Origin of the sequence: Pseudomonas sp. B21128 (genome assembly GCF_044218865.1) — a bacterium.
In the GTDB taxonomy this organism is placed as follows: Bacteria; Pseudomonadota; Gammaproteobacteria; order Pseudomonadales; family Pseudomonadaceae; genus Aquipseudomonas; species Aquipseudomonas iridis.
Genome location: NZ_CP162590.1, coordinates 127,123 through 148,257, shown reverse-complemented (window position 1 = coordinate 148,257; position 21,135 = coordinate 127,123). Strand labels below are relative to the sequence as shown.

Genomic DNA, 21,135 nt, shown 5'->3' with positions numbered 1-21,135 from the left:
AGGATGAAAGCAATGCGCAAAATGATTCTGCAATGCGGTGTGCTGGCCCTGAGTCTGCTGGCGGCCAACGTGATGGCGGCGGTGTCGCCGGATGAAGCGAACACACTCGGCACCAGCCTGACCCCGCTCGGCGCCGAGAAGGCCGGCAACGCCGACGGCTCGATCCCGGCATGGACGGGCGGCCTCGCGAAAAACGCCGGAGCGGTGGACAGCAAAGGTTTTCTCGCTGACCCGTTCGCCAATGAAAAACCGCTGTTCACCATCACCGCCGCCAACGTCGATCAGTACAAAAGCAAACTCTCCGAAGGTCAGGTGGCGATGTTCAAACGCTATCCGCAGACCTACAAGATCCCGGTCTATCCGACCCATCGTACCGTCGCCGCACCACCGCAAATCTACGAATCGGCCAAGCGCAGCGCCCTTAACGTCACCACCATCAACGACGGTAACGGCCTGGCCAACTTCACCGGCAATCGTTACTACGCCTTCCCGATTCCGAAGAATGGCGTGGAAGTCTTGTGGAACCACATCACCCGTTATCACGGCGGCAACGTGAGGCGGATCATCACCCAGGTGACACCACAAACCAACGGCAGCTACACGCCGATCCGCTTCGAAGAAGAGATCGCCGTGCCGCAACTGATGAAGGATATCGATCCGGATAAAGCCGCCAACGTGCTGACCTTCTTCAAGCAATCGGTGACGGCACCGGCGCGGCTGGCCGGCAACGTGCTGCTGGTGCACGAAACCCTTGATCAGGTGAAGGAACCGCGCCTGGCGTGGATCTACAACGCCGGTCAGCGTCGCGTCCGTCGCGCGCCGCAAGTCGCCTACGACGGCCCGGGCACCGCCGCCGATGGCCTGCGCACTTCGGACAACTTCGACATGTTCTCCGGTGCGCCGGATCGTTACGACTGGAAACTGGTCGGTAAAAAGGAAATGTACATTCCGTACAACAGCTACAAGCTCGACTCGCCGAAGCTCAAATACGACGACATCGTCAAGGCCGGGCACATCAATCAGGACCTGACGCGTTACGAATTGCACCGCGTGTGGGAGGTGATCGGCACGGTCAAGGCGAACGAGCGGCACATCTACGCCAAGCGCCACATGTACATCGACGAGGACAGCTGGCAAGTGGCGCTCGCCGATCACTACGACGGTCGCGGGCAACTGTGGCGCGTCGCCGAAGGTCACGCTGAGTACTACTACGATCACCAGACTCAGGCCTACACCCTCGAAGCGCTCTACGACATTATTGCCGGCCGCTACATCGCGCTGGGGATGAAGAACGAAGAGAAGCACGGCTACGAATTCGGCTTCGAAGCCAAGGCTGCCGACTACACGCCATCGGCCCTGCGTACAGAGGGTGTGCGGTAACGGTTCTGATACGTCGGATGAACAAAAGGCGACCGCATGGTCGCCTTTTTTATGGCCGCCAATCAGCGTGCTGAATATTTGTCAACAAGCTGCCGGGAGAGGGCTAGGGTGAGCTCACAACTATAAAAAGGCTCATCCGATGACCGCCATGACTGCTTGTCTGGATCGCCCCGGTTTTCTCCCCAGACTGTCCTCCCATCACCAGCCACGCACGCGACTGAGCGAGCCGTTGCTGCAGTCGGTGGCACGGGTCAGGCTCATTTGTGCACCCGCCGGCAGCGGCAAGAGCGCGTTGCTCGCCGAGTGCCTGCTTCAGGCGCCGCCACGCTGCGAAGTCTGCTGGCTGCCGTTGGCGGGTGCCGCGATGAGTGTCGACGAGTTCTGTCTGCGGTTGGCCCAGGCGTTGGGACTGGCAGAAACAACGGAGTCCGGTCTGGTGGGTGCGCTCAGTCGCTGGACGTTGCCGACCTGGCTGTTTATCGATGACTACTGTCGGCTGCCGGATCCAGCGCTGGATGCGTTGCTCGACCGTTTGCTGACGGTCAGTAGTCCGGCGCTCACCTGGTGGATCGGCACCCGCCGACGGCCGCAATGCAACTGGCCGCGGCTGTTGCTCGACGACGAACTGTACGAATGTGAATCCCCGACGCTGGCCCTGACCCCGGACGAAATCGCCCAGGCGCTGCGACATCTGTCGCCCGAGCAGGCTGGCAGTGTGGCTGCACGCATCGTCCAGCGTACCGGCGGTTGGTGCGCCGGGGTGCGCATGGCGCTGCTGCAAAAGTGTGACTGGTCGCAAAGTAATCAGCCGCAGCAACGGGTCGATACGCTGCTGGATTATCTGCAACACGAACTCTTCAATAGCCTCACGCCGGAGCTGGCCGAGAACTGGCGCGTGCTCGCGCATCTGCCGCGCTTCAATGCCGAGCTGTGTGAGCATCTGTTCGGTGCCGGGGAGGGCGCACAGTGCCTGCGCACGTTGCAAACACTGGGCTGCTTTATCGAGCCGTGGCACGACTCGGCCGACTGGCTGCAGGTTTTTCCACCGTTGTCGCGGGTGATGCGTGATGAACAATGGCCCGCAGGTCGTTCCTGGCATCGGCGGGCGTGTCAGTGGTTTTCCTGGCGGCAGGATTGGCGTTCAGCCTTCGAGCAAGCCTTGCTCGCCGAAGAACATGAAATCGCCGTCAGCCTGTTGCAGCACTTCAGCTTCGAGCATTTGTTTGAAGAGCAAACCGTGGTCCTGTTACTGCAATTGCATGAGCATCAGGCTGAAGAGCTGACCCTGAGCACGCCACAACTGGTTGGTCTGATTACCGCTGCATTGCTCTTCGCCGGTCGTTTTGAACAGGCGGCGCAATGCATCGAGCATTTAGGGCGGTTCATGCCGCAGCCTTCGCCAGCTCATGAGCGGCAGTTGATTGCGCGTTGGCAAACGTTGAAGGGGTGGTTGCTGCATCTGGAAGGGCGGATGGAGGGGGCTCACGAATACTTTTCGCAAGCGTTGGAGGCACTCGATTTTGATAACTGGATCGCTCGGGTGATGTGTTTGTCAGGGTTGACCCAGCAGGCTTTGTTACGTGGCGAGCTGGACGTTGCCCACGCCCGTAATCGCCAGGCACTGTGTCTGGCACGGGCGCATGGTTCGCTGGTGTTCGAAGCACTGCTGGAGCTTGATCACGGGCAACTGCTCGAACAGCGCGGCGCGGCAGCTCGGGCTGAAAGTCTTTTGGCGGGGGTGCATGATTTACTCGTCCGGCAACCGAACCGCCTGACCCCGCTGTTGGGACGGATTGCACTGCGTCGTGGGCGTCTTGCGCTGAGTCAGGGCCAGGATGTCCTGGCGGCGGATTTTTTTCAGTCCGGTCTGGACGGTTGCGGGCGCAACCATGACAAGCGTGCCCTCTACGGCTATCTGGGGCTGGCGCAACTGGCTGCCAATCAGGCGGATTATGAGAAAGCGTTCGTGTGGCTGCGTGATGCGGAGCGAAAGATGCAGCAACGGCAGATTCCGGACACGGTTTATCGCGGCGTGGTGTTGCAAGTCAGCAGTCTTTTCTGGCTGCAGCAGGGCCGTTATGAGCTGGCGTGCGAGGCAATGACACGCCTGTTACGGCACTATCAAGGAGCGGACGCCTTGCAGGCGCCGCCGGCGACACTCGAGTTGATACCCCGCGTCGAGTACTTGTTGATCCTTGCCGAAGTAGGTTCAGGCTCGGCGCGCGACCCGATGGGCCGGTTACAGCATCTGCTCGAAACGGCGCAGCGCTGCAGGATGCTCATTCTGGAAACCGACTTGCATCTGGCGATGGCCGAAGTTGCCTTTGCCCAGGGGGATCAGGCTTCGGCGCGCGCCTGCTTAGAGCAGGGTCTGGCGCTGGGCCGTCAATATGGGCTGCATCAGGCGTTGCGTGAGCTGCAACTGCGCCACCCGGGGCTGTCGCAAATACTGGCAAATACGGTTTCGGAGTCGGCCTCTGTTGAAGTGGCGAGCGGCAGTGGTTTGCTCAGTCATCGTGAACTGGAGGTTTTGCGCTTGATTGCCAAGGGCCATTCCAATCAACAGATTGCGGATGAGCTGTTTATTTCTCTGCACACGGTTAAGACTCACGCCAGGCGGATACACGGAAAACTGGGCGTCGAGCGAAGAACCCAGGCTGTAGCCAGTGCCAAGTTGCTGGGGCTTGAGCTGTAGCAAGGTGAGCGAAGAGGCTCTGCAAGAGGACGCGGCGGGCGACAGCAAAACGGTGTTGCTGTAACCCTTCACATAGTCGCTGACCGGCGGATCGACGCAGGCGCCTAGGCGTCGAATCCCATCCGCCAGCTCACGGCCCGCGTCGCAGCCAACAACCGCTGCGCCGCCGGGCCGTTTTCGTCGGCATGGAACAACGAGGTCGGGCCGACGATGGTCAGCACCGCCGCCACTTGTCCGACGGCATTGAACACCGGTGCCGACAAGGCATCCACACCCGGCATCAGCAAGCCGTGGACATGATGCAGGCCGCGCGCGCGGATCTGTTCGCACAATGTCGCGTAGGCGGTTTCGTCCTTCAACGGATGCTCGGCGACGGCGATTTCCCGCTCGCGCAATTCGTCGGTTTCCCGAGGCGGCAGGTAAGCGCTGAACACCAGTCCTGTCGAGGAACTGAGCAATGGCAACACCGAACCCAATTGCGTGACCACCGTCACTGCACGCACCGCCGGTTCGATGTGCACCACGGTTGCTCCCTGATTGCCCCACACCGCGAGGAAACAGGTTTCGTTGAGTTCGTCGCGCAGGTCCGACAGGGGCAGGGCGGCGACTTTCAGCACGTCCATACTGTTGAGTGCCGCCAGGCCCACGCGCAGGGCTTCGCGGCCCAGACCGTAGTGGTTGGTCGCCGGGTTTTGTTCGGCGAAGCCGCTGGCAATCAACGCCTGCAAGTACCGGTGAACCTTGCTCGCCGGCATCTGCACGTGTTCGGCCAGGCGCGACAGCGAGGTGGACGGCGACAACTCGGCCAAAGCCTTGAGGATGTCGGTGCCGACCTCGGCGGAGCGGACTTTCTGTTTGCCGTTACTGTCGCTGGTTTTTTCCATGGTGCGGCCGGGTTCCAATACGAATGGGCGTCTTTATAGCTTGACGCTGGATAGCGAGCAAATTACGTTATGCGTAATCGAATTACGATAATAACAACCCCGGCGTGCCGAAACCTCTGAGCCAGAGCGATGGGCCACTGCCGACTCCCTGTTCAGGAGGCTCCATGAACCTCGATTCAACCGCGTCGACGCTGGCTTATCAGTCCGGTTTCGGCAACGAATTCAGCACTGAAGCGTTGCCCGGCGCGCTGCCCGTCGGCCAGAACTCCCCGCAAAAAGCCCCCTACGGCCTGTACACCGAATTGTTCTCCGGCACTGCGTTCACCATGACCCGCAGCGAAGCGCGGCGCACCTGGATGTACCGGATTCAGCCGTCGGCCAATCACCCGGCGTTCGTCAAACTGGAGCGGCAACTGGCCGGTGGGCCTTTGGGTGAAGTAACCCCCAATCGCCTGCGCTGGAATCCGCTGGACATGCCGGCCGAACCGACCGATTTCATCGATGGACTGGTGAGCATGGCGGCCAATTCCGGCGCCGAGAAACCTTCGGGCATCAGCATCTATAACTACGCGGCCAACCGCTCGATGGAGCGGGTGTTTTTCAATGCTGACGGCGAACTGCTGCTGGTGCCGCAACTGGGGCGTCTGCGCATTGCCACCGAGTTGGGCGTGCTGGACGTCTCGCCGCTGGAAATTGCCGTGCTGCCACGGGGCCTGAAATTCCGCATCGAACTGCTCGATCCGCAAGCGCGCGGCTATGTTGCCGAGAACCATGGCGCGCCGCTGCGCCTGCCAGACCTGGGGCCGATCGGCAGCAACGGTCTGGCCAATCCGCGCGACTTCCTGACCCCGGTCGCCGCTTACGAAAACCTGCAACAACCCACCACGCTGGTGCAGAAATTCCTCGGCCAGTTGTGGGCCACCGAGCTTAATCATTCGCCGCTGAACGTAGTGGCCTGGCACGGTAATAACGTGCCGTATAAATATGATCTGCGCCGATTCAACACCATCGGTACGGTCAGTTTTGATCACCCCGACCCGTCGATCTTCACCGTGTTGACCTCGCCGACCAGCGTGCATGGCCTGGCCAACCTCGACTTCGTGATTTTCCCGCCACGCTGGATGGTGGCCGAGAACACCTTCCGTCCACCGTGGTTCCACCGCAATCTGATGAACGAATTCATGGGCCTGATCCAGGGCGAATACGACGCCAAGGCCGAAGGCTTTGTGCCCGGCGGCGCCTCGCTGCACAGCTGCATGAGTGCTCACGGCCCGGACGGCGAGACCTGCACCAAAGCGATCAACGCCGAGCTTGCACCCGCGAAAATCGACAACACCATGGCCTTCATGTTCGAGACCAGCCAAGTGCTGCGCCCAAGCCGTTTCGCCCTCGACTGCCCACAACTGCAACCCCATTACGACACTTGCTGGGCCACATTGCCCGCCACGTTCGACCCGACCCGGAGATAACCCATGACTCAGAATTCCATCACCCGCAGCTGGGTTGCGTCGGCCAACGGCCACACTGATTTCCCGCTGCAGAACCTGCCACTGGGTGTGTTCAGCATCAACGGTTCAGAACCGCGCAGCGGTGTGGCCATTGGGGACCACATCTTCGATCTGCAAGTTGCCCTTGAAGCCGGTCTGTTCGATGGCGCCGCTCGCAGCGCTGTGGAAGCCACCCGTGGCGGCCAGTTGAATGCCTTCTTCGACCTCGGTCGTGAGGCGCGGGTTGCCCTGCGTGAACGTCTGCTGGAACTGTTCAGCGAAACCAGCACCCAGCGCGGCGATATCGAAGCTCAAGGTGCGAAGCTGCTGCCATTGGCCGCCGATTGCCAGATGCGTCTGCCGGCGCGCATCAGCGATTACACCGACTTCTACGTCGGCATTGAGCACGCGCAGAACGTCGGCAAACTGTTCCGTCCGGACAACCCGCTGCTGCCAAACTACAAGCACGTGCCGATCGGCTATCACGGTCGTGCGTCCACCGTGCGTGCGTCCGGCACCGACGTCCGTCGTCCTAAAGGCCAGACCCTGCCGGCCGGTGCTACCGAGCCGACTTTTGGCCCATGCGCGCGTCTGGACTATGAGCTGGAACTGGGCATCTGGATCGGTCAGGGCAACGAGATGGGCGACTCGATCGCCATCGGTGATGCCGCCGAACACATCGCCGGTTTCTGCCTGCTCAACGACTGGTCGGCTCGCGACATCCAGGCCTGGGAATACCAGCCGCTGGGGCCGTTCTTGTCCAAGAGTTTCATCACCAGCGTCTCGCCGTGGGTCGTCACTGCCGAAGCGCTGGAGCCGTTCCGCACCGCACAACCGGCACGTCCGCAAGGCGATCCGCAGCCACTGCCTTATCTGTTCGACAAGCGCGATCAGGACGGCGGTGCATTCGACATCGAACTGGAAGTGCTGCTGCTCACCGAAACCATGCGCGAGCAGAATCTGCCGGCGCATCGCCTGACCCTGAGCAACACCCGCTACATGTACTGGACCGTCGCGCAAATGGTCGCGCATCACAGCGTCAACGGTTGCCAGTTGCAGGCCGGTGACCTGTTCGGTTCGGGCACGCTGTCCGGTCCTGAGAACGGTCAGTTCGGCAGCCTGCTGGAAATCACCGAGGGTGGTAAAAAGCCGATCGAACTGGCGTCCGGCGAAGTGCGCAAATTTCTTGAAGATGGCGACGAAATCATTCTGCGCGCGCGTTGTGCCCGTGACGGTTTCGCCTCGATCGGCTTTGGCGAATGCCGCGGCAAAGTGCTGGCGGCGCGCTGACAGGAGCGGCTCATGGATCTCTACACCTATTACCGCTCGACCTCGTCGTATCGGGTGCGGATCGCACTGGCGCTTAAGGGGCTCGACTATCAAGCGTTGCCGGTCAACTTGATCGCGGCGCCCGGTGGCGAACATCGGCAGCCGGCGTATCTGGCGATCAATCCACAGGGCCGCGTGCCGGCCTTGCGCACCGATGACGGCGAGCTGCTGATTCAGTCACCGGCGATCATCGAGTACCTGGAGGAACGTTATCCACAGGTGCCGCTACTCCCCGAAGACCTCGCTGCCCGGGCCCATGTACGCGGCGTGGCGGCGGTGATCGGTTGCGATGTGCATCCGCTGCACAACGTCAGCGTGCTCAATCGACTGCGGCAGTCGGGGCATGACGAACCGCAGGTCATGGAGTGGATCAGTCATTGGATCAGCCAGGGGCTGATGACGGTGGAACAGTTGATTGGCGATAGCGGATTCTGTTTCGGTGAGTGGCCGTGCGTGGCGGACGTGTACCTGATTCCGCAGTTGTACGCGGCCGACCGCTTCAATGTTTCGCTTGAGGCTTATCCGCGGATTTGCCGTGTTTCGGCATTGGCGGCCGAACATCCAGCGTTCATCCAGGCTCACCCGTCCAACCAGCCAGATACACCGTAAGCCTTACCAAAAAACCTGTGGGAGCGGGCTTGCCCGCGATAGCGATTTGGCAGGCACGTTTATGTCGGATGGGCTGCCGTCATCGCGGGCAAGCCCGCTCCCACAGGGTTTGTGTTGCACCACCACCAAACCATAAAAACAAAAAGGTACCTCGCGATGCACAACCAGATTGCCAGCTTCCGGGCGGCACTCGACGCCCGTCCTGTGTCCCGCTATCAGTGGTTGCTCTTGATACTGCTCGCCTTGTTGCTGGTCACCGATGGTTATGACGCCCAGGTGCTCGGCTACGTGGTGCCGGCGCTGGCGCAGGATTGGGGTCTGGAAAAATCCGCCTTCGGACCTGTATTCAGTGCCAACCTGCTAGGCCTCACCATTGGCTCCCTCGCAGTGACACCGCTGGCCGACCGTTTTGGTGTGCGGCGAATTCTGCTTGCCTGCGTGCTGATCTACGCCAGTTTGACGCTGCTGATGGTGTTCGCCGACTCACTGAACTCCCTGATGGTCGCGCGCTTTATCTGCGGCATCGGCATGGGCGGTGCAATGCCTAGCGCGATGGCGCTGATGTCGGATTATTCGCCACCACGCTTGCGTACCTTGATGGTCACGCTGGCAGCTTGTGGCTTCTCGTTTGGTGGCGCGGCGGGTGGTTTTGTTGCCGCCGGTTTCATCGATCAGTTCGGTTGGCAGGCCGTGTTCCTCGCCGGCGGCGTGACACCGCTGCTGCTGTTCCCGTTTCTCTGGTGGGTGCTGCCCGAATCCTTGCCGCGCCTGCTGCGGGATCAGCCGCCTTATGTGCGCCTGCGCAAAGTTACTGGGCGAATGTTGCCGGACTGGCAACCTCCGCTGGCCTCGGTCGAACAGAATGAACGCGAGCAGGGCAGTAAACTGACTGTGGTCGAACTGTTCCGCAATGGTTATGCACGGCCAACCTTACTGATTTGGGCGACGTTCTTCGTCAGCCTGATCTTGCTGTACTTCATGATCAGTTGGTTGCCGTCGCTGCTGCTGGAAAGTGGCCTGAAACTTAACCAGGCCAATCTGGTGACGTCGATGTTCCTGTTCGCCGGCACCCTGGGTGCGATTTGCATGGCCTGGTTCGCCGACCGTTTGAAACGCAAGGTGCGACTGTTGTCCGGCGTGCTCGCAGGCGCTGCGCTGTGCACGATTGTGCTGGGGCTTAACCACGACAATCCGCGTTATCTGGTGGCCTGTGTGTTTGCCGCCGGGTTCTGCATCATTGGCGGGCAACTGACGCTGAACGCTTTCGCCAGTAACTTCTACCCGGCGCATGTGCGCGCCACCGGCACCGGTTGGGCATTGGGTGTGGGACGATTTGGTTCGATTCTCGGGCCATTATTCGGCAGCCTGTTGCTGGCGATGCACATTCCGGTTCAGCAGATTTTCTTCTTCTGCGCGATTCCGGCCGTCATCGCCGCACTGCTGATCATCCAGGTGCGTTCGCCCGCTGAATCAACATCATCCCCTGTGGGAGCGAGCTTGCTCGCGAAGAACGATAACGCGGTCTAACTGATAGACCGAGGCGCCTGATTCGCGAGCAAACTCGCTCCCACAGGAGCTTAATGGACGACTGAATTCGGCGGCAGATGCCCAAGTCGTTCGGTCAGGCGCAGCCGTTGGATCGGGTCATCGCTGAGCAACAGCGCGTGTTCCAGATCAAACCGCTCGGCGTTCGGGCAGTCGAGCCGCTGATACAGGCTGGCCCGGGCCAGATAATCGGCGGCGCCGGCATCGCCCAGTTCAAGCACGCGTTCGGCGTCAATCAGCGCGGCGATGAAGTCATCCTGAGTCAGGTGAAGCTGGCGCAAATTGCGCGACAGGCGCTGCAGCATCTGCACCGGCGTGGCAGTCAACAGGTGCTCGGCATTGAGTTTCATGTTGGGCCCGTATTGGCGCTGCAACAGCTCACGACAGTCGTTGGGGTACAAGCGCCGACCGCCGCACGGATCGAGCAGATGATCGGCACCGGGCACGCGCAACAGGAAGTGCCCGGGGAAGTTGACCCCGACCAGGGGAATCTCCAGACCACGCGCCAGTTCCAGTGCAATCAATGCCAACGCCAGCGGCTGCCCGCGACGGGTCTGCAAGACTTTATGTATTAAAGCCGCTTGCGGACGGAGCGGGGTGAAATCATCCATGGCAAAGCCCAGATCATTCATGCGCCGCAATAACGGCTGCGCCAATTCGCTGACTGGCAACATCGGCAAACCGTAGCTGACACGCTGTTGCAGATCCTTGAACTCCACAAGCAGCGCCTCGGGATCGACTGCTTTTTCGTGCTCGGCGGCCATCCATAGCGCGGCTTCGAACAGCGCGGGCGGTGAACGGTGCAGGCACTCGAAAAAGCGTTGGCGCGGACTCATCGAAATCTCCGTGGAATGCCTCGTTTTAGCCCCGTCCGCGGGATTCGTCCAGTGGCTCGGTTAACAGGTTGAGAGATATGCCGTAAAGCCGTCGTCGGCACGCCTGCTTATTCCGGCGCGCTCCAGCAATTTTCAGGCGCAAGCCTATACTGGCGTTCTACAAGAAGTGATTCGGGAGCCCAACGATGTTTGCGCTCATGCAAAGCACTCGCCTGGAATCGCTGCACCTTAGCGTCGACCCGGTTTGCGGGTTGAAGGCGGTCATTGCCATCCATAACAGCCGCCTGGGCCCAGCCCTGGGCGGGTGTCGTTATCTTGCCTACCCCAACGACGATTCCGCCGTCGAGGACGCCATTCGCCTCGCTCAGGGCATGAGCTACAAGGCCGCGTTGGCGGGGTTGCCGCAGGGCGGTGGCGTTGCGGTAATCGTGCGCCCGATTCATGTTGAAAATCGTGCAGCGCTGTTCGAAGCCTTCGGCCGGTGCATCGACCAGCTCGACGGTCGCTACATCACCGCCATCGACAGCGGCACCTCGGTGGCGGACATGGATTGCATCGCCCAACAGACCCAGCACGTCACCAGCACCACCTCGGCCGGCGATCCGGCGCCACACGCGGCGATGGGTGTGTTCGCCGGCATTCGTGCCACGGCGATGGCGCGCCTGGGCAGTGACAACCTCGAAGGCTTGCGCGTGGCGATTCAGGGCCTGGGCAATGTCGGTTATGCATTGGCCGAGCAACTGCACGCCGCCGGCGCCGAGTTGCTGGTCAGCGACATCGACCACGGCAAGGTGCAACTGGCGATGGAACAGCTTAATGCTCACCCTATCGCCAACGATGCGTTGCTCAGCACGCCGTGCGACATCCTTGCGCCGTGTGGTCTGGGCGGTGTGCTCAATAGCCATTCGGTGGCGCAACTGCGCTGCGCGGCGGTGGCCGGTTCGGCGAACAATCAGCTGACGCATCTGGATGTGGCCGATCAACTGGAACGGCGCGGCATTCTTTATGCGCCGGATTATGTGATCAATGCGGGTGGGCTGATTTACGTCTCGCTGAAACATCGCGGTGAGGAATTGACCACCATTACCGCGCACCTGTCGAAAATCAGCTCGCGGCTGACTGAAGTTTTTGCCCATGCGCAGGCGGAGAAACGCTCACCGGCACGGGTGGCGGATGAGCTGGCGGAAAGAGTTTTGTATCGCTGAGTTTCGCAGGCATGAAAAAGGCCCTGAGCCATTTGACTCAGGGCCTATTCAATTCGGGCATCAACTACTTTGCAGCTTTCGCCGCTTTGGCTGGCTTGACCGGCGCTTCAGCGGATTCTTCCACCTCGGCTTTTTCGACCGGCTCGGCCGGCGCATTGATCAGCTCCGACAGTGCATCAGGCTGGCTCTTGAAGGCCCGGGCGAATACATCACGGTTCTTCGCCATGTAGATCCCGGCTTCTTCCACTTGCTGTTCAGTCAGGGACGGAACGGCTTTTTGCAACACATCGGCCAGATATTCGGCCAGTTCGAGCATTTTGTCATGACGGTCAGCTTCGGCTTTATCCATGAACAAGCGCTCCAGATCTCGGCTGCTGCGGTATACCACTTCGACGGCCATTCACCACCTCACATGCCTTCACATTTAGTTGTCTTTGCGACTACTGTATCTATATACAGCGAAAAGGATAAGCGAATCCCTGCGCTTTGGGTAGTGGCATTTCAATGTAGACCGAATTCAGGGTTTGTCAGTCGAGCCGTGTGGCTGCGATTCGCAAGCAGGCTCACCCCACCTGAGCAGGGCATGTGCGACCAAACGCCACAGCGCGGGTTTTGCGGCACATCGCCATGATGCGTGGCCCTGTTTCTGCATGAAATCAGGCGCGTGCAGAAAACCGTCACGTCCAACACGCATCATCCGCTCGAATCGGGCTAAGGAACATCATCGTGAAAATCAACTGGGCCGAGAACCTGCGGCAAAAAGTGCATCAACTGGCCGAGTCCCTGGGCAACCTGTTCGTCGAGACTTTTCACTACCTGGCGCTGTTCGCCATTGGTGCGGTGACCGCGTATGCAGCGGTGATGGAGTTTCTCGGGATGCTCGAAGTCGGGCACATCAAGATCGATGACATTCTATTGCTGTTCATCTATCTGGAGCTGGGGGCGATGGTCGGGATTTATTTCAAGACCAATCACATGCCGGTGCGATTCCTGATCTACGTGGCGATCACTGCGCTGACACGACTGCTGATCTCCAACGTCTCGCACCACAATCCCCCGGACATGGGCATCATCTACCTGTGCGGCGGCATTCTGCTGCTGGCATTTTCGATTTTGGTGGTGCGTTACGCGTCGTCGCAATTTCCTTCGGTGAAAATCGAATACCCGCAACGCAAAGTCGGTACGGGTTCGAGTGAGCATCCCGATGTCGAGAAGGGCGAACTTTAAAGGCCGGCCGATGGCCGCGACTGGCCTTTGAGCTGTGGCGGTGGCGGGGTCAGCCCGTCGCCGCTGGTCATGGCTTCAAGAATCGCCATGGCGCTGTGGCCCTGTTCGATGGCGATACCGAACTGAATGCTTTGCACCAGCAGCTTGAGGCGTTTAGGGTCATTGCGCTGTTCGGCGCTGATCATCCGCTTGGCCACGATCCGGCCGCTGTTGGACAGGGTCAGCATGATGCTGCCGTCCAGGCCTTGAATGCTCAGATTGATCTGATAGTCCGGCGCGAAGGCATCGGTAATGATCTGAAAAGGGTTGTCCATGATGCGTCACCGCCTGATTGAACGTGCAGTTGTTGACCGACCGTGATCGGGTTGGTTCGCCCAACCAGACCATCGGCCATTCCGTGGCCATTTCGCGAAATTGCTCTTGTAGCGGTAGCAAGGTGCATGCCGGGAAAATTGTCGAACAATGAATCCGGCAACAACAAGGCGAGCACTGGGCTCGCCTTGTTCATTTCTGGTCGATTTTCGGGCAGGTGAGCGCAGACAGTGCAGTCAGGCCGATCAGCACTCCACCCAGTTCACCGCCAGACCGCCCCGTGAAGTCTCTTTGTATTTGTCATGCATGTCGGCGCCGGTATCGCGCATGGTGCGGATCACCCGGTCGAGTGAGATGAAGTGGTTGCCGTCGCCACGCAGGGCCATTTGTGTGGCATTGATGGCCTTCACCGCAGCGATCGCATTGCGTTCGATGCACGGCACTTGCACGAGGCCGCCGACCGGGTCGCAGGTCAGGCCAAGGTTGTGTTCCAGGCCGATTTCGGCGGCGTTTTCCAGTTGCTCGGGAGTGGCGCCGAGTATTTCGGCCAGACCGGCGGCAGCCATGGCGCAGGCCGAGCCGACTTCGCCCTGACAACCGACTTCGGCGCCAGAGATCGACGCATTTTTCTTACACAGAATGCCGACGGCGGCCGCGGACAGGAAGAAAGCGACGACGTCATCGTCAGACGCGTCCGGGTTGAATTTCATGTAGTAGTGCAAAACCGCCGGAATGATCCCCGCTGCGCCGTTGGTCGGCGCGGTGACCATGCGCCCGCCGGCCGCGTTTTCTTCGTTGACGGCGAGGGCGAACAGGTTGACCCATTCCATCGCCGACAGCGTCGAGCTGATCACATTCGGTTTGCCGATTTCCAGCAGGCTGCGATGCAGTTTCGCTGCACGGCGCGGCACCTTCAGACCGCCGGGCAGGATGCCTTCGTGGCGCAGGCCCTGCTCGACGCACTCGCGCATCACTGACCAGATATGCAACAGGCCCTGACGAATGTCCGCATCGCTGCGCCAGGCACGTTCATTGGCCATCATCAGCTCGGACACCCGCAGGTTGTGCTGCTTGCACAGTGACAACAACTCGGCGGCGCTGGAAAAATCGTAAGGCAACACCACGTCACCGGACGGCGCCACACCTGACTCAGCTTCCGCCGCTTCGATGATGAAGCCGCCGCCGACCGAGTAGTACGTCTGCGTAAACAGTTCGGCAGATTCGCCAAAGGCTGTCAGCGACATCGCATTGGGGTGGTAGGGCAGGCTCTCGTCCAGCAGCAGGAGATCGGTTTGCCAGTCGAAGGCAATCGACCGTCCGTCGGCGAGGGGCAGTTGCCCGGTGTTGCGCAGTTGCTCGATGCGCGCATCGATGGTCGCCGGGTCGATGCTGTCCGGCCATTCGCCCATCAGGCCCATGATCGTGGCGCGGTCGGTGGCGTGACCCACGCCGGTGGCCGACAGCGACCCGTACAAACGGATTTCAACGCGGCACACATCATTGAGCAGACGTTGATCGCTCAGCGCTTGGGCAAAGGTCGCGGCGGCGCGCATCGGGCCGACGGTGTGGGAGCTGGACGGGCCGATGCCCACTTTGAATAGATCGAAAACACTGATAGCCATGCTAAACCCTTACAAGCAATGGAGGAGGAATCGCTGCCATTTTTTGTCGGACAAGCGCAATGTCGGCGATACTGCCTCGCTCGGTCGGACGTGACCAACGAAACTTCCTAAGACAGCCTTTAGCAGGACTAAACGATGAGTCGTCAATTGCATGCGCAGACCTACGTCTGGCTGCAGGTGTTTTCCTGTGCCGCGCGGCACCTTTCCTTCACCCGATGTGCTGAAGAGCTGCACATCACGCCGGGCGCGGTCAGTCAGCAAATCCGCCAATTGGAAGAGCGCCTCGGCTTTCGGCTGTTTCACCGGCGTGCGCGGGGCGTGGAATTGAGTGCGGAGGGCCAGCGGCTGGCGATCACGGTGAATGAGGCGTACGGCAGCATCGACGCCGAATTGCGTCGACTGGACGCCGGGATGATCAGCGGGATCCTGCGGGTGCGCTCGATTCCATCGTTCCTCAGCAAATGGCTGACGCCGCGTTTGCCGCGCTTGCAGCAGCGCTTCCCGGACATCCAGTTGCGACTGGTGGCCGAGGACAGCAGCGTGCCGTTGCATGAGGGCGATTTCGATTTGGCCATCGACCTTAACGACGGCAGTTACCCGGGATTGTTATCCACAGCGTTGCTCGATGAGCAGATTTTCCCAGTGTGCGCGCCAGGCCTCCTGCGCGGGCGCCCGCCGCTGCACGGGCCGGTGGACCTGGTGCATTTTCCCTTGCTGCACGACATCACCGCCTGGCGCGGCAGTTATGAATATGCGGAATGGGAATTTTATTTGAATGCGATCGGCTTCGAAGGCGCCGACGTGCGGCGTGGGCATACCTTCAATCGCAATCACCTGACCATCGAAGCGGCAATTGCCGGCATGGGCGTCGCGATTGCGCGGCGCACATTGCTCAATGATGAGCTGGAGCGGGGCGCGTTGATTGTGCCGTTCGGGCTGTCGGTGCCTAATCACAAACGTTACGTGTTGCTCTATGCGCCGGGCGCGTTGAGTCATCCGGGCGTGCGTGCAGTGCACGACTGGCTGGTAGAGGAGGCAGGGATTTTTCGCGGCTTGCACCCGTTGAACGACGGGCAATTGTGAGCAGATTTTGCAGGAAGGCATGGCGACCCAACTCCCGACCTTACCAGTGCTTTGTCCGGTTGTCCGGCTTTTTCTGCGAATGAATATTTATCTTTTTTCAGGGGTTGAAATGTTCGACGGTCGGGCCGATTGTTGTAACCAAGGGGTCAGGAAATTCAATTCGAGGCCTCTCGCGAGCTAGCTGAAATAAGGGATGAACTATGCAAATCCAAGTCAACAGCGATAACCATATTCAAAGTAGTCAACGACTGGAGGAGTGGGTACGCACCACCATTGAGAGCACGCTCGAACGTTATGAAGAAGACCTGACCCGTGTCGAAGTCCATCTGAGCGACGAGAACGGTGACAAACCAGGTCCCCATGACTTGCGCTGCCAACTGGAAGCGCGGCCAAAAGGCCATCAACCAGTTTCCGTTACCCATAAAGCCGATTCGCTGGAACTGGCAATCGATGGCGCTGCCGAAAAACTCGAGCACGCGCTGGAACACCTTTTTGGCAAACTGCGAGGTAAACCACGCGCCGCTGTGGTGCCGTTCAGCAAAGCGAACGATTCGCTGCTGGAAGAAGAGTTTCTAGAGAACGAACAGGCAGCGATCAACAGTTGATGCGCTGATTATTCAAGTCACCCAATGAGAACGGGCCTGCGAAAGCAGGCCCGTTTTTGTTTGTGGTGTTGCCAAGTGTCGTGCACGGCTCAGGCCCCAAACCCTCACCCCAGCCCTCTCTCGGAGGGAGAGGGGGCCGATTGAGGTGTCTGGCGTTTTCCATCGACCTGAAATACCGCGCCGATTACGGATTCGGTGAAGCAGGATCAGGTCGGCGTATCTCTGCAGCATCCCCCAATCAGTCCCCTCTCCCCCCGGGAGAGGGTTAGGGTGAGGGGCTCTTCAAAACATCAGAACGCCACAGAAGTCTGCACGTATACAGTGCGCGGCTCACCCACATACTTCCCTTTGTTGTTGTCATCGAACGACCGCGTGAAGTACTGCGTGTTGAAGATGTTCTTCACGCCCACCGCCACATTCAAATCCGACAGTTGCGGCCCAAAGTCGTAACCTGCACGGCTGCTGAACAGCATGTAGCCCGGGATCTTGCCGGTGCTGCCGTCAGCGCTTTCTTTTGAGGTGTTGGCGTTGTCGGCGAACTGGTCGCTCTGGAAGCTGCTGTCCAGATTCAACTTCCACGGCCCTTCGGTATAACCGACGCCAACCGTGCCTTTATGTTTGGAAGAGAACGGCACGCGATTGCCCTTGTTCGGTCCATCTTCGCGGATGGACGCGTCAACATAGGCGTAGGAGGCATAGACGTCGAAGCCGGCCAGTGCCGGGCTCAAGTCATCGAGCGCGTAATTGATGCTGGTCTCGATGCCTTGATGGCGAGTTTCGCCACGGGCGATCACAGAATCGTTGGTCTGGTTGCTTTCGTACTGGTTGTCGAAGTTGATCAGGAACGCACCGATTTCCGCGCGCAATGCGCCGTTGTCATAGCGAGTGCCCAGTTCCCAGGTGCGGGCCTTCTCCGGTTTGACCTCACCACTGGTCACCCGGTTGGGCATCTGGCTGTACTGCACGCTGCCGAACGAACCTTCGGTGTTGGCGTACAGATTCCAGTTATCCGTCAGGTGATAAAGCACGTTCAACGCCGGCAGTGCGGTGTTGTAGTCGCCCTTGTATTTGACGTTGGTCAGGTTGTTGGTCTGCTGGGATTCGATCATCTCGTAGCGCACGCCCGGGGTGATCGTCCATTTTCCGATGTCGATGCGGTCGTCGACGAAGAATGCATTGGCCTCGGTGCCGCCCCGAGTGTCGCGGTCGTTACGGCTGTTGGTGGTCGGGTATTCGTTGCTGGCGATCGGCGTGCGATAGCGCAATTCGTGGCCGGCCTCGTTGATGTAGCGGTAGCCGACGCCGACTTCATGGCTGGTCGGGCCGAGGTCGAAGCCTTGGGCGAAACGGGTTTCGAAACCGCGCACCCAATACTCGCGTGGCGACAGCGACAGGAACGTGCCCTGGTCCAGATAACCGCTGCGCAAGGTTTTGGTGAAGAAGGTGTTGGCGGTGAATTCGCGGCGATCTTCCTGATAGCGATAACCGAAGTTGAACATCGTGCGACGGCCCCAGAACTGGTCTTTCGGGCGCGTCGATTGATACGGATCGGCATCGTAATCAGCGACGTTCAAACCGCCGGGCATGTCCGCTTTACCTTCGTAATACTGGGCCATCGCGTTAAAACTGTTGGCATCGTCGAGCTGATATTTGCCCTTGAGGATCAGGTCGTCGATTTCAGTGTCGCTGTGTTCGCGCCAGTCGCCACCGCGGGTGCCGGAATACAGAAGGGCGCCGCCCAGACCGTTGGCGTTGGTGCCGCCGGCCAGCAGATTGGCGCTGGTCTTGAAGCCGTCGTGGCTCGACGAAGGGCTGGTCTCGGTCTGAAAGCCCCCCTTGACCGTCGGCTCGTCAGGAATCGCGCGGGTGACGAAGTTGACGACGCCGCCGACGTTCTGCGGGCCGTAACGCACTGCACCGCCGCCACGCACCACGTCCACGGCGTCGATGTTGCCCATGCTGATGGGCGCGAACGACAACTGCGGCTGACCGTAAGGGGCGAACGGCACCGGGATGCCGTCCATCAACACGGTCGAGCGTGCCGCCAGGCGCGGGTTCAAACCACGGATGCCGAAATTCAGCGCCATGTCATGGCTGCCGGTGCCGTTGTTTTCCGGAGCGTTGACGCCGGGGATACGGTTGAGCACATCGCGTGCCTGAGTCGCACCCTGGCGTTCGAACTCTTCGCGGCGGATCACGTCGCGGGCGCCGGGATGTTCAAACACGTTGACCTGCGCCGCGTCGCCGAGCCAGTCGCCGACGACTTTCGAGGTGTCCAGCTCCAGTGCTGCATCATTGACCGGTTGCAGGCTGAACGCATTGTTGCCCTCGGCGCGGGCTTGCAAACCGGTGCCTTCGAGCAATGCATCCAGACCTTGCTCGGTCGTGTAATTGCCTTCCAGGCCACGGCTTTGCACGCCGCTGGTGACTTGCGAACCGAAAGAAATCAGCACCCCGGCTTCACGGCCGAACTGATTAAGGGCGTTTTCCAGCGAAGACGGTGCGATGTGATACGCCTTGGCATCGCTGGCCATTGCAGCGGGCAGGGCGCTGAAGCTCAGGCTGGCGCCGAGGATGAGATTGCGCAGGCAGCGGGCCAGTGGCGTGAGGCGGGTGGGGTGCATGGTGGATGATCCTGAGAAGGTTGAATCAAGGGGGCTTTCCTTCTCTGTCACGCCAGATCTGAAAAACGGCTCATTTATTTTCAAGCTCAAAAGATCGCCGTTAAACCCGCGCCTCAACATTGACCCAGTAGCGGGTAAAGCGCTTCACCTTCACCGGTAAGCTGATTTCCAGCAGATCCAGAATCCGCTCACTGTCGTCCAGCGGATACGTCCCCGAGATCAGCAACCCGGCAACCTTGGCATCGCAATTGAGCTGCCCGCGCCGGTAGCGGCCAAGTTCTTCGAGGAAGTCGCCGAGGCGCATCTGCGCGGCCACCAACATGCCGTCCGCCCAGGCACCACTGTTGGCGTCCAGTGGTGTGGCGTCGCTGGCGGCAGTCATGGTGAAACTCAGTTGGCGAGCGACGGGCAGCAGCATCGGCGCGCGTTCGCTGGTGGTCAGTTCGACTTGACCTGCAAACAGCGCAACCTGTGTGCGGTCGGCAAAATGCCGCACATTGAGTCGTGCCCCCCGGGTTTTCAGAATGCCCTGCGCGGTGTGTATTTCGAACGGTTGCGCGGCCGTCAGGAAGATTTCGCCTTCCAGCAAGCGGATCAAACGTTGATCGACGCGCACGTCTGCCGCACTGCCCGTGTTCAGTTGCAACTGATCGTCCGCCCCCAGCCCGATCTTGCGACGCTGGCCAATCGGGCTGCGGTAATCGGCGAGCAGCGACGGCAGCGGATTGTGCTCGCGCAGGCCCCAGGTGGCGGCAGAACCGGCGCCGAGCATCAGCAGCAGTTTCAGTGCCTGACGTCGGCTGCCGGACTTCGGCCTGTTCAATGCCGCATGCGCCAGCGGTGAAGAAACACCGCGCAAACGCTGGTTGACTCGTTGAATGTGTTCCCACGCGCGGCGGTGCTCACCCTGGGCATCCAGCCACTGCTGCAACGCCAGTTGCTGGCGCGCGGTGAGCGCGCCTTGCTGCACTTCCATCAGCCAGTGCACCGCTTGTTCAGCCACGTGCGAGGAAAAATCCGGCGCTTGATTCATAGCGCGAAATAGCAGCGCAGCGCCGCTTTGTTCAGATGACGTTTGACCGTGGCCACGGAAATACCCAGTTCAGCGGCGATCTGCGGGTAGGTCAGGCCATCGACCTGCGCCAATAGAAATGCGCGTTTGACCTGACGTGGCAGACCATCGAGCAACTGATCCAGCTCGATCAGGGTTTGCAGGATGATTGCTTTGTCTTCTTCCGACGGCGCCACCACGTCCGGCATCTGCGCCAATGTTTCCAGATAGGCGCGCTCCAGATCCTGGCGGCGGTAGTGATTGAACAAAACCCGTTTGGCGAGGGTGGTGAGGAAGGCGCGTGGTTCGATGATCACCGCTGGCTCGCGCGCGGTGAGCACTTTGATAAAGGTGTCCTGGGCCAGATCCGCCGCGCTGTCCGGGCAGCCGAGCTTGCGCCGCAGCCAGCCGGTAAGCCAGCTGTGGTGAGCCTGATAAAGCGATTCGACGGGATGGGCGGATGGCAACGGTAGTGCTCCGGGCGCTTTCGCTCTGCGGCAGAAAGCATGCGTTAGAGAACAAGAATGGTTCGCATTGTAGGGGCGCAGGTGGCTTGCCGGCAATCAGATGCTTTTGCATATGAGAATATTTATCATTAAACTCGGTCGCCTGTTGGTCCGGCCTGTCGGCCGGACGTTTTT

The 21,135-nt window shown here is 60.1% G+C and carries 17 protein-coding genes and 1 pseudogene; 10 read left to right on the top strand and 8 right to left on the bottom strand.

All coding sequences use genetic code 11. The annotated features are described in order from the left end of the window. Nucleotides 1–12: 12 nt before the first annotated feature. Together AB4P91_RS00665 and AB4P91_RS00660 are read left to right on the top strand one after the other, a co-directional pair. Nucleotides 13–1,380 carry a DUF1329 domain-containing protein gene (locus tag AB4P91_RS00665; RefSeq protein ID WP_150595009.1) on the top strand — a complete coding sequence of 456 codons (1,368 nt, stop codon included), beginning with the start codon at nucleotides 13–15 and terminating at the stop codon, nucleotides 1,378–1,380. A gap of 139 nt (nucleotides 1,381–1,519) precedes the next feature. Then, the gene (locus tag AB4P91_RS00660) at nucleotides 1,520–4,075 is read left to right on the top strand and encodes a LuxR C-terminal-related transcriptional regulator (RefSeq protein ID WP_395604106.1); all 2,556 of its coding nucleotides are present in this window, start codon (nucleotides 1,520–1,522) and stop codon (nucleotides 4,073–4,075) included. Between the two features lie 104 nt (nucleotides 4,076–4,179). Here the strand turns inward: AB4P91_RS00660 and AB4P91_RS00655 are convergent, their stop codons facing one another. Beyond that, nucleotides 4,180–4,959 carry an IclR family transcriptional regulator gene (locus AB4P91_RS00655; RefSeq protein ID WP_150595007.1) on the bottom strand — a complete coding sequence of 260 codons (780 nt, stop codon included), beginning with the start codon at nucleotides 4,957–4,959 and terminating at the stop codon, nucleotides 4,180–4,182. A 164-nt stretch (nucleotides 4,960–5,123) separates the two neighbouring features. Between AB4P91_RS00655 and hmgA the strand changes: the two genes are divergently transcribed. The 4 genes from hmgA to AB4P91_RS00635 all read left to right on the top strand — a co-directional run bounded on the left by hmgA (nucleotide 5,124) and on the right by AB4P91_RS00635 (nucleotide 9,911). Continuing rightward, nucleotides 5,124–6,428 carry a homogentisate 1,2-dioxygenase gene (gene hmgA, locus AB4P91_RS00650; protein ID WP_395604105.1) on the top strand — a complete coding sequence of 435 codons (1,305 nt, stop codon included), beginning with the start codon at nucleotides 5,124–5,126 and terminating at the stop codon, nucleotides 6,426–6,428. Nucleotides 6,429–6,431: 3 nt separating this feature from the next. Beyond that, on the top strand, nucleotides 6,432–7,736 hold the full coding sequence (gene fahA, locus AB4P91_RS00645) for a fumarylacetoacetase (protein WP_395604104.1): 1,305 nt from the start codon (nucleotides 6,432–6,434) through the stop codon (nucleotides 7,734–7,736). A gap of 12 nt (nucleotides 7,737–7,748) precedes the next feature. Beyond that, nucleotides 7,749–8,384 (top strand): maleylacetoacetate isomerase, encoded by a 636-nt coding sequence (gene maiA, locus AB4P91_RS00640; protein WP_395604103.1) that lies wholly within the window; start codon nucleotides 7,749–7,751, stop codon nucleotides 8,382–8,384. Between the two features lie 156 nt (nucleotides 8,385–8,540). Next, entirely contained in the window at nucleotides 8,541–9,911 is a 1,371-nt protein-coding gene (locus AB4P91_RS00635) for an MFS transporter (RefSeq protein ID WP_395604102.1), read from the top strand. Between the two features lie 50 nt (nucleotides 9,912–9,961). Here AB4P91_RS00635 and AB4P91_RS00630 read toward each other — a convergent pair whose 3' ends face one another. Then, complete coding sequence (locus tag AB4P91_RS00630) at nucleotides 9,962–10,765, bottom strand: SirB1 family protein (protein ID WP_042557715.1); 804 nt, start codon at nucleotides 10,763–10,765, stop codon at nucleotides 9,962–9,964. Nucleotides 10,766–10,950: 185 nt separating this feature from the next. On the opposite strand from AB4P91_RS00630, the gene AB4P91_RS00625 reads away from it, so the two are divergent. Then, entirely contained in the window at nucleotides 10,951–11,970 is a 1,020-nt protein-coding gene (locus AB4P91_RS00625) for a Glu/Leu/Phe/Val dehydrogenase dimerization domain-containing protein (RefSeq protein WP_150595001.1), read from the top strand. Nucleotides 11,971–12,115: 145 nt separating this feature from the next. Here AB4P91_RS00625 and AB4P91_RS00620 read toward each other — a convergent pair. Continuing rightward, nucleotides 12,116–12,370 (bottom strand): annotated as a pseudogene (locus AB4P91_RS00620) (YebG family protein); the annotation flags it as partial. Between the two features lie 326 nt (nucleotides 12,371–12,696). On the opposite strand from AB4P91_RS00620, the gene AB4P91_RS00615 reads away from it, so the two are divergent. Continuing rightward, nucleotides 12,697–13,197: a phosphate-starvation-inducible protein PsiE gene (locus tag AB4P91_RS00615; RefSeq protein ID WP_150594999.1), complete on the top strand. Its 501-nt coding sequence runs from the start codon at nucleotides 12,697–12,699 to the stop codon at nucleotides 13,195–13,197. Here the strand turns inward: AB4P91_RS00615 and AB4P91_RS00610 are convergent. Further along, complete coding sequence (locus AB4P91_RS00610; RefSeq protein ID WP_150594998.1) at nucleotides 13,194–13,511, bottom strand: DUF3509 domain-containing protein; 318 nt, start codon at nucleotides 13,509–13,511, stop codon at nucleotides 13,194–13,196. The genes AB4P91_RS00615 and AB4P91_RS00610 overlap by 4 nt on opposite strands. A gap of 243 nt (nucleotides 13,512–13,754) precedes the next feature. Further along, nucleotides 13,755–15,131, bottom strand: a complete 1,377-nt coding sequence (locus AB4P91_RS00605) for an L-serine ammonia-lyase (protein WP_395604101.1) — start codon at nucleotides 15,129–15,131, stop codon at nucleotides 13,755–13,757. A gap of 135 nt (nucleotides 15,132–15,266) precedes the next feature. On the opposite strand from AB4P91_RS00605, the gene AB4P91_RS00600 reads away from it, so the two are divergent. Further along, nucleotides 15,267–16,214, top strand: a complete 948-nt coding sequence (locus AB4P91_RS00600) for a LysR substrate-binding domain-containing protein (RefSeq protein WP_395604100.1) — start codon at nucleotides 15,267–15,269, stop codon at nucleotides 16,212–16,214. A 200-nt stretch (nucleotides 16,215–16,414) separates the two neighbouring features. After that, nucleotides 16,415–16,819, top strand: a complete 405-nt coding sequence (locus AB4P91_RS00595) for an HPF/RaiA family ribosome-associated protein (RefSeq protein WP_150594995.1) — start codon at nucleotides 16,415–16,417, stop codon at nucleotides 16,817–16,819. A 290-nt stretch (nucleotides 16,820–17,109) separates the two neighbouring features. Here the strand turns inward: AB4P91_RS00595 and fecA are convergent, their stop codons facing one another. The 3 genes from fecA to AB4P91_RS00580 all read right to left on the bottom strand — a co-directional run bounded on the left by fecA (nucleotide 17,110) and on the right by AB4P91_RS00580 (nucleotide 20,961). Next, nucleotides 17,110–19,443 (bottom strand): TonB-dependent Fe(3+) dicitrate receptor FecA, encoded by a 2,334-nt coding sequence (gene fecA, locus AB4P91_RS00590; protein ID WP_395604099.1) that lies wholly within the window; start codon nucleotides 19,441–19,443, stop codon nucleotides 17,110–17,112. 100 nt (nucleotides 19,444–19,543) lie between these two features. Continuing rightward, on the bottom strand, nucleotides 19,544–20,476 hold the full coding sequence (locus AB4P91_RS00585; protein WP_395604098.1) for a FecR domain-containing protein: 933 nt from the start codon (nucleotides 20,474–20,476) through the stop codon (nucleotides 19,544–19,546). Next, complete coding sequence (locus tag AB4P91_RS00580; protein WP_150594992.1) at nucleotides 20,473–20,961, bottom strand: sigma-70 family RNA polymerase sigma factor; 489 nt, start codon at nucleotides 20,959–20,961, stop codon at nucleotides 20,473–20,475. Before AB4P91_RS00580 ends, AB4P91_RS00585 begins: the two co-directional genes overlap by 4 nt. Nucleotides 20,962–21,135: the final 174 nt, after the last annotated feature.

Coding starts and splice junctions, on each gene's coding strand:
- AB4P91_RS00595 (WP_150594995.1), top strand. CDS start 16,415: ATGCAAATCCAAGTCAACAGCGATAACCATATTCAAAGTAGTCAACGA.
- fecA (WP_395604099.1), bottom strand. CDS start 19,443: ATGCACCCCACCCGCCTCACGCCACTGGCCCGCTGCCTGCGCAATCTC.
- hmgA (WP_395604105.1), top strand. CDS start 5,124: ATGAACCTCGATTCAACCGCGTCGACGCTGGCTTATCAGTCCGGTTTC.
- AB4P91_RS00655 (WP_150595007.1), bottom strand. CDS start 4,959: ATGGAAAAAACCAGCGACAGTAACGGCAAACAGAAAGTCCGCTCCGCC.
- AB4P91_RS00635 (WP_395604102.1), top strand. CDS start 8,541: ATGCACAACCAGATTGCCAGCTTCCGGGCGGCACTCGACGCCCGTCCT.
- AB4P91_RS00600 (WP_395604100.1), top strand. CDS start 15,267: ATGAGTCGTCAATTGCATGCGCAGACCTACGTCTGGCTGCAGGTGTTT.
- AB4P91_RS00625 (WP_150595001.1), top strand. CDS start 10,951: ATGTTTGCGCTCATGCAAAGCACTCGCCTGGAATCGCTGCACCTTAGC.
- AB4P91_RS00630 (WP_042557715.1), bottom strand. CDS start 10,765: ATGAGTCCGCGCCAACGCTTTTTCGAGTGCCTGCACCGTTCACCGCCC.
- maiA (WP_395604103.1), top strand. CDS start 7,749: ATGGATCTCTACACCTATTACCGCTCGACCTCGTCGTATCGGGTGCGG.
- AB4P91_RS00660 (WP_395604106.1), top strand. CDS start 1,520: ATGACCGCCATGACTGCTTGTCTGGATCGCCCCGGTTTTCTCCCCAGA.
- AB4P91_RS00605 (WP_395604101.1), bottom strand. CDS start 15,131: ATGGCTATCAGTGTTTTCGATCTATTCAAAGTGGGCATCGGCCCGTCC.
- AB4P91_RS00665 (WP_150595009.1), top strand. CDS start 13: ATGCGCAAAATGATTCTGCAATGCGGTGTGCTGGCCCTGAGTCTGCTG.
- AB4P91_RS00585 (WP_395604098.1), bottom strand. CDS start 20,476: ATGAATCAAGCGCCGGATTTTTCCTCGCACGTGGCTGAACAAGCGGTG.
- fahA (WP_395604104.1), top strand. CDS start 6,432: ATGACTCAGAATTCCATCACCCGCAGCTGGGTTGCGTCGGCCAACGGC.
- AB4P91_RS00610 (WP_150594998.1), bottom strand. CDS start 13,511: ATGGACAACCCTTTTCAGATCATTACCGATGCCTTCGCGCCGGACTAT.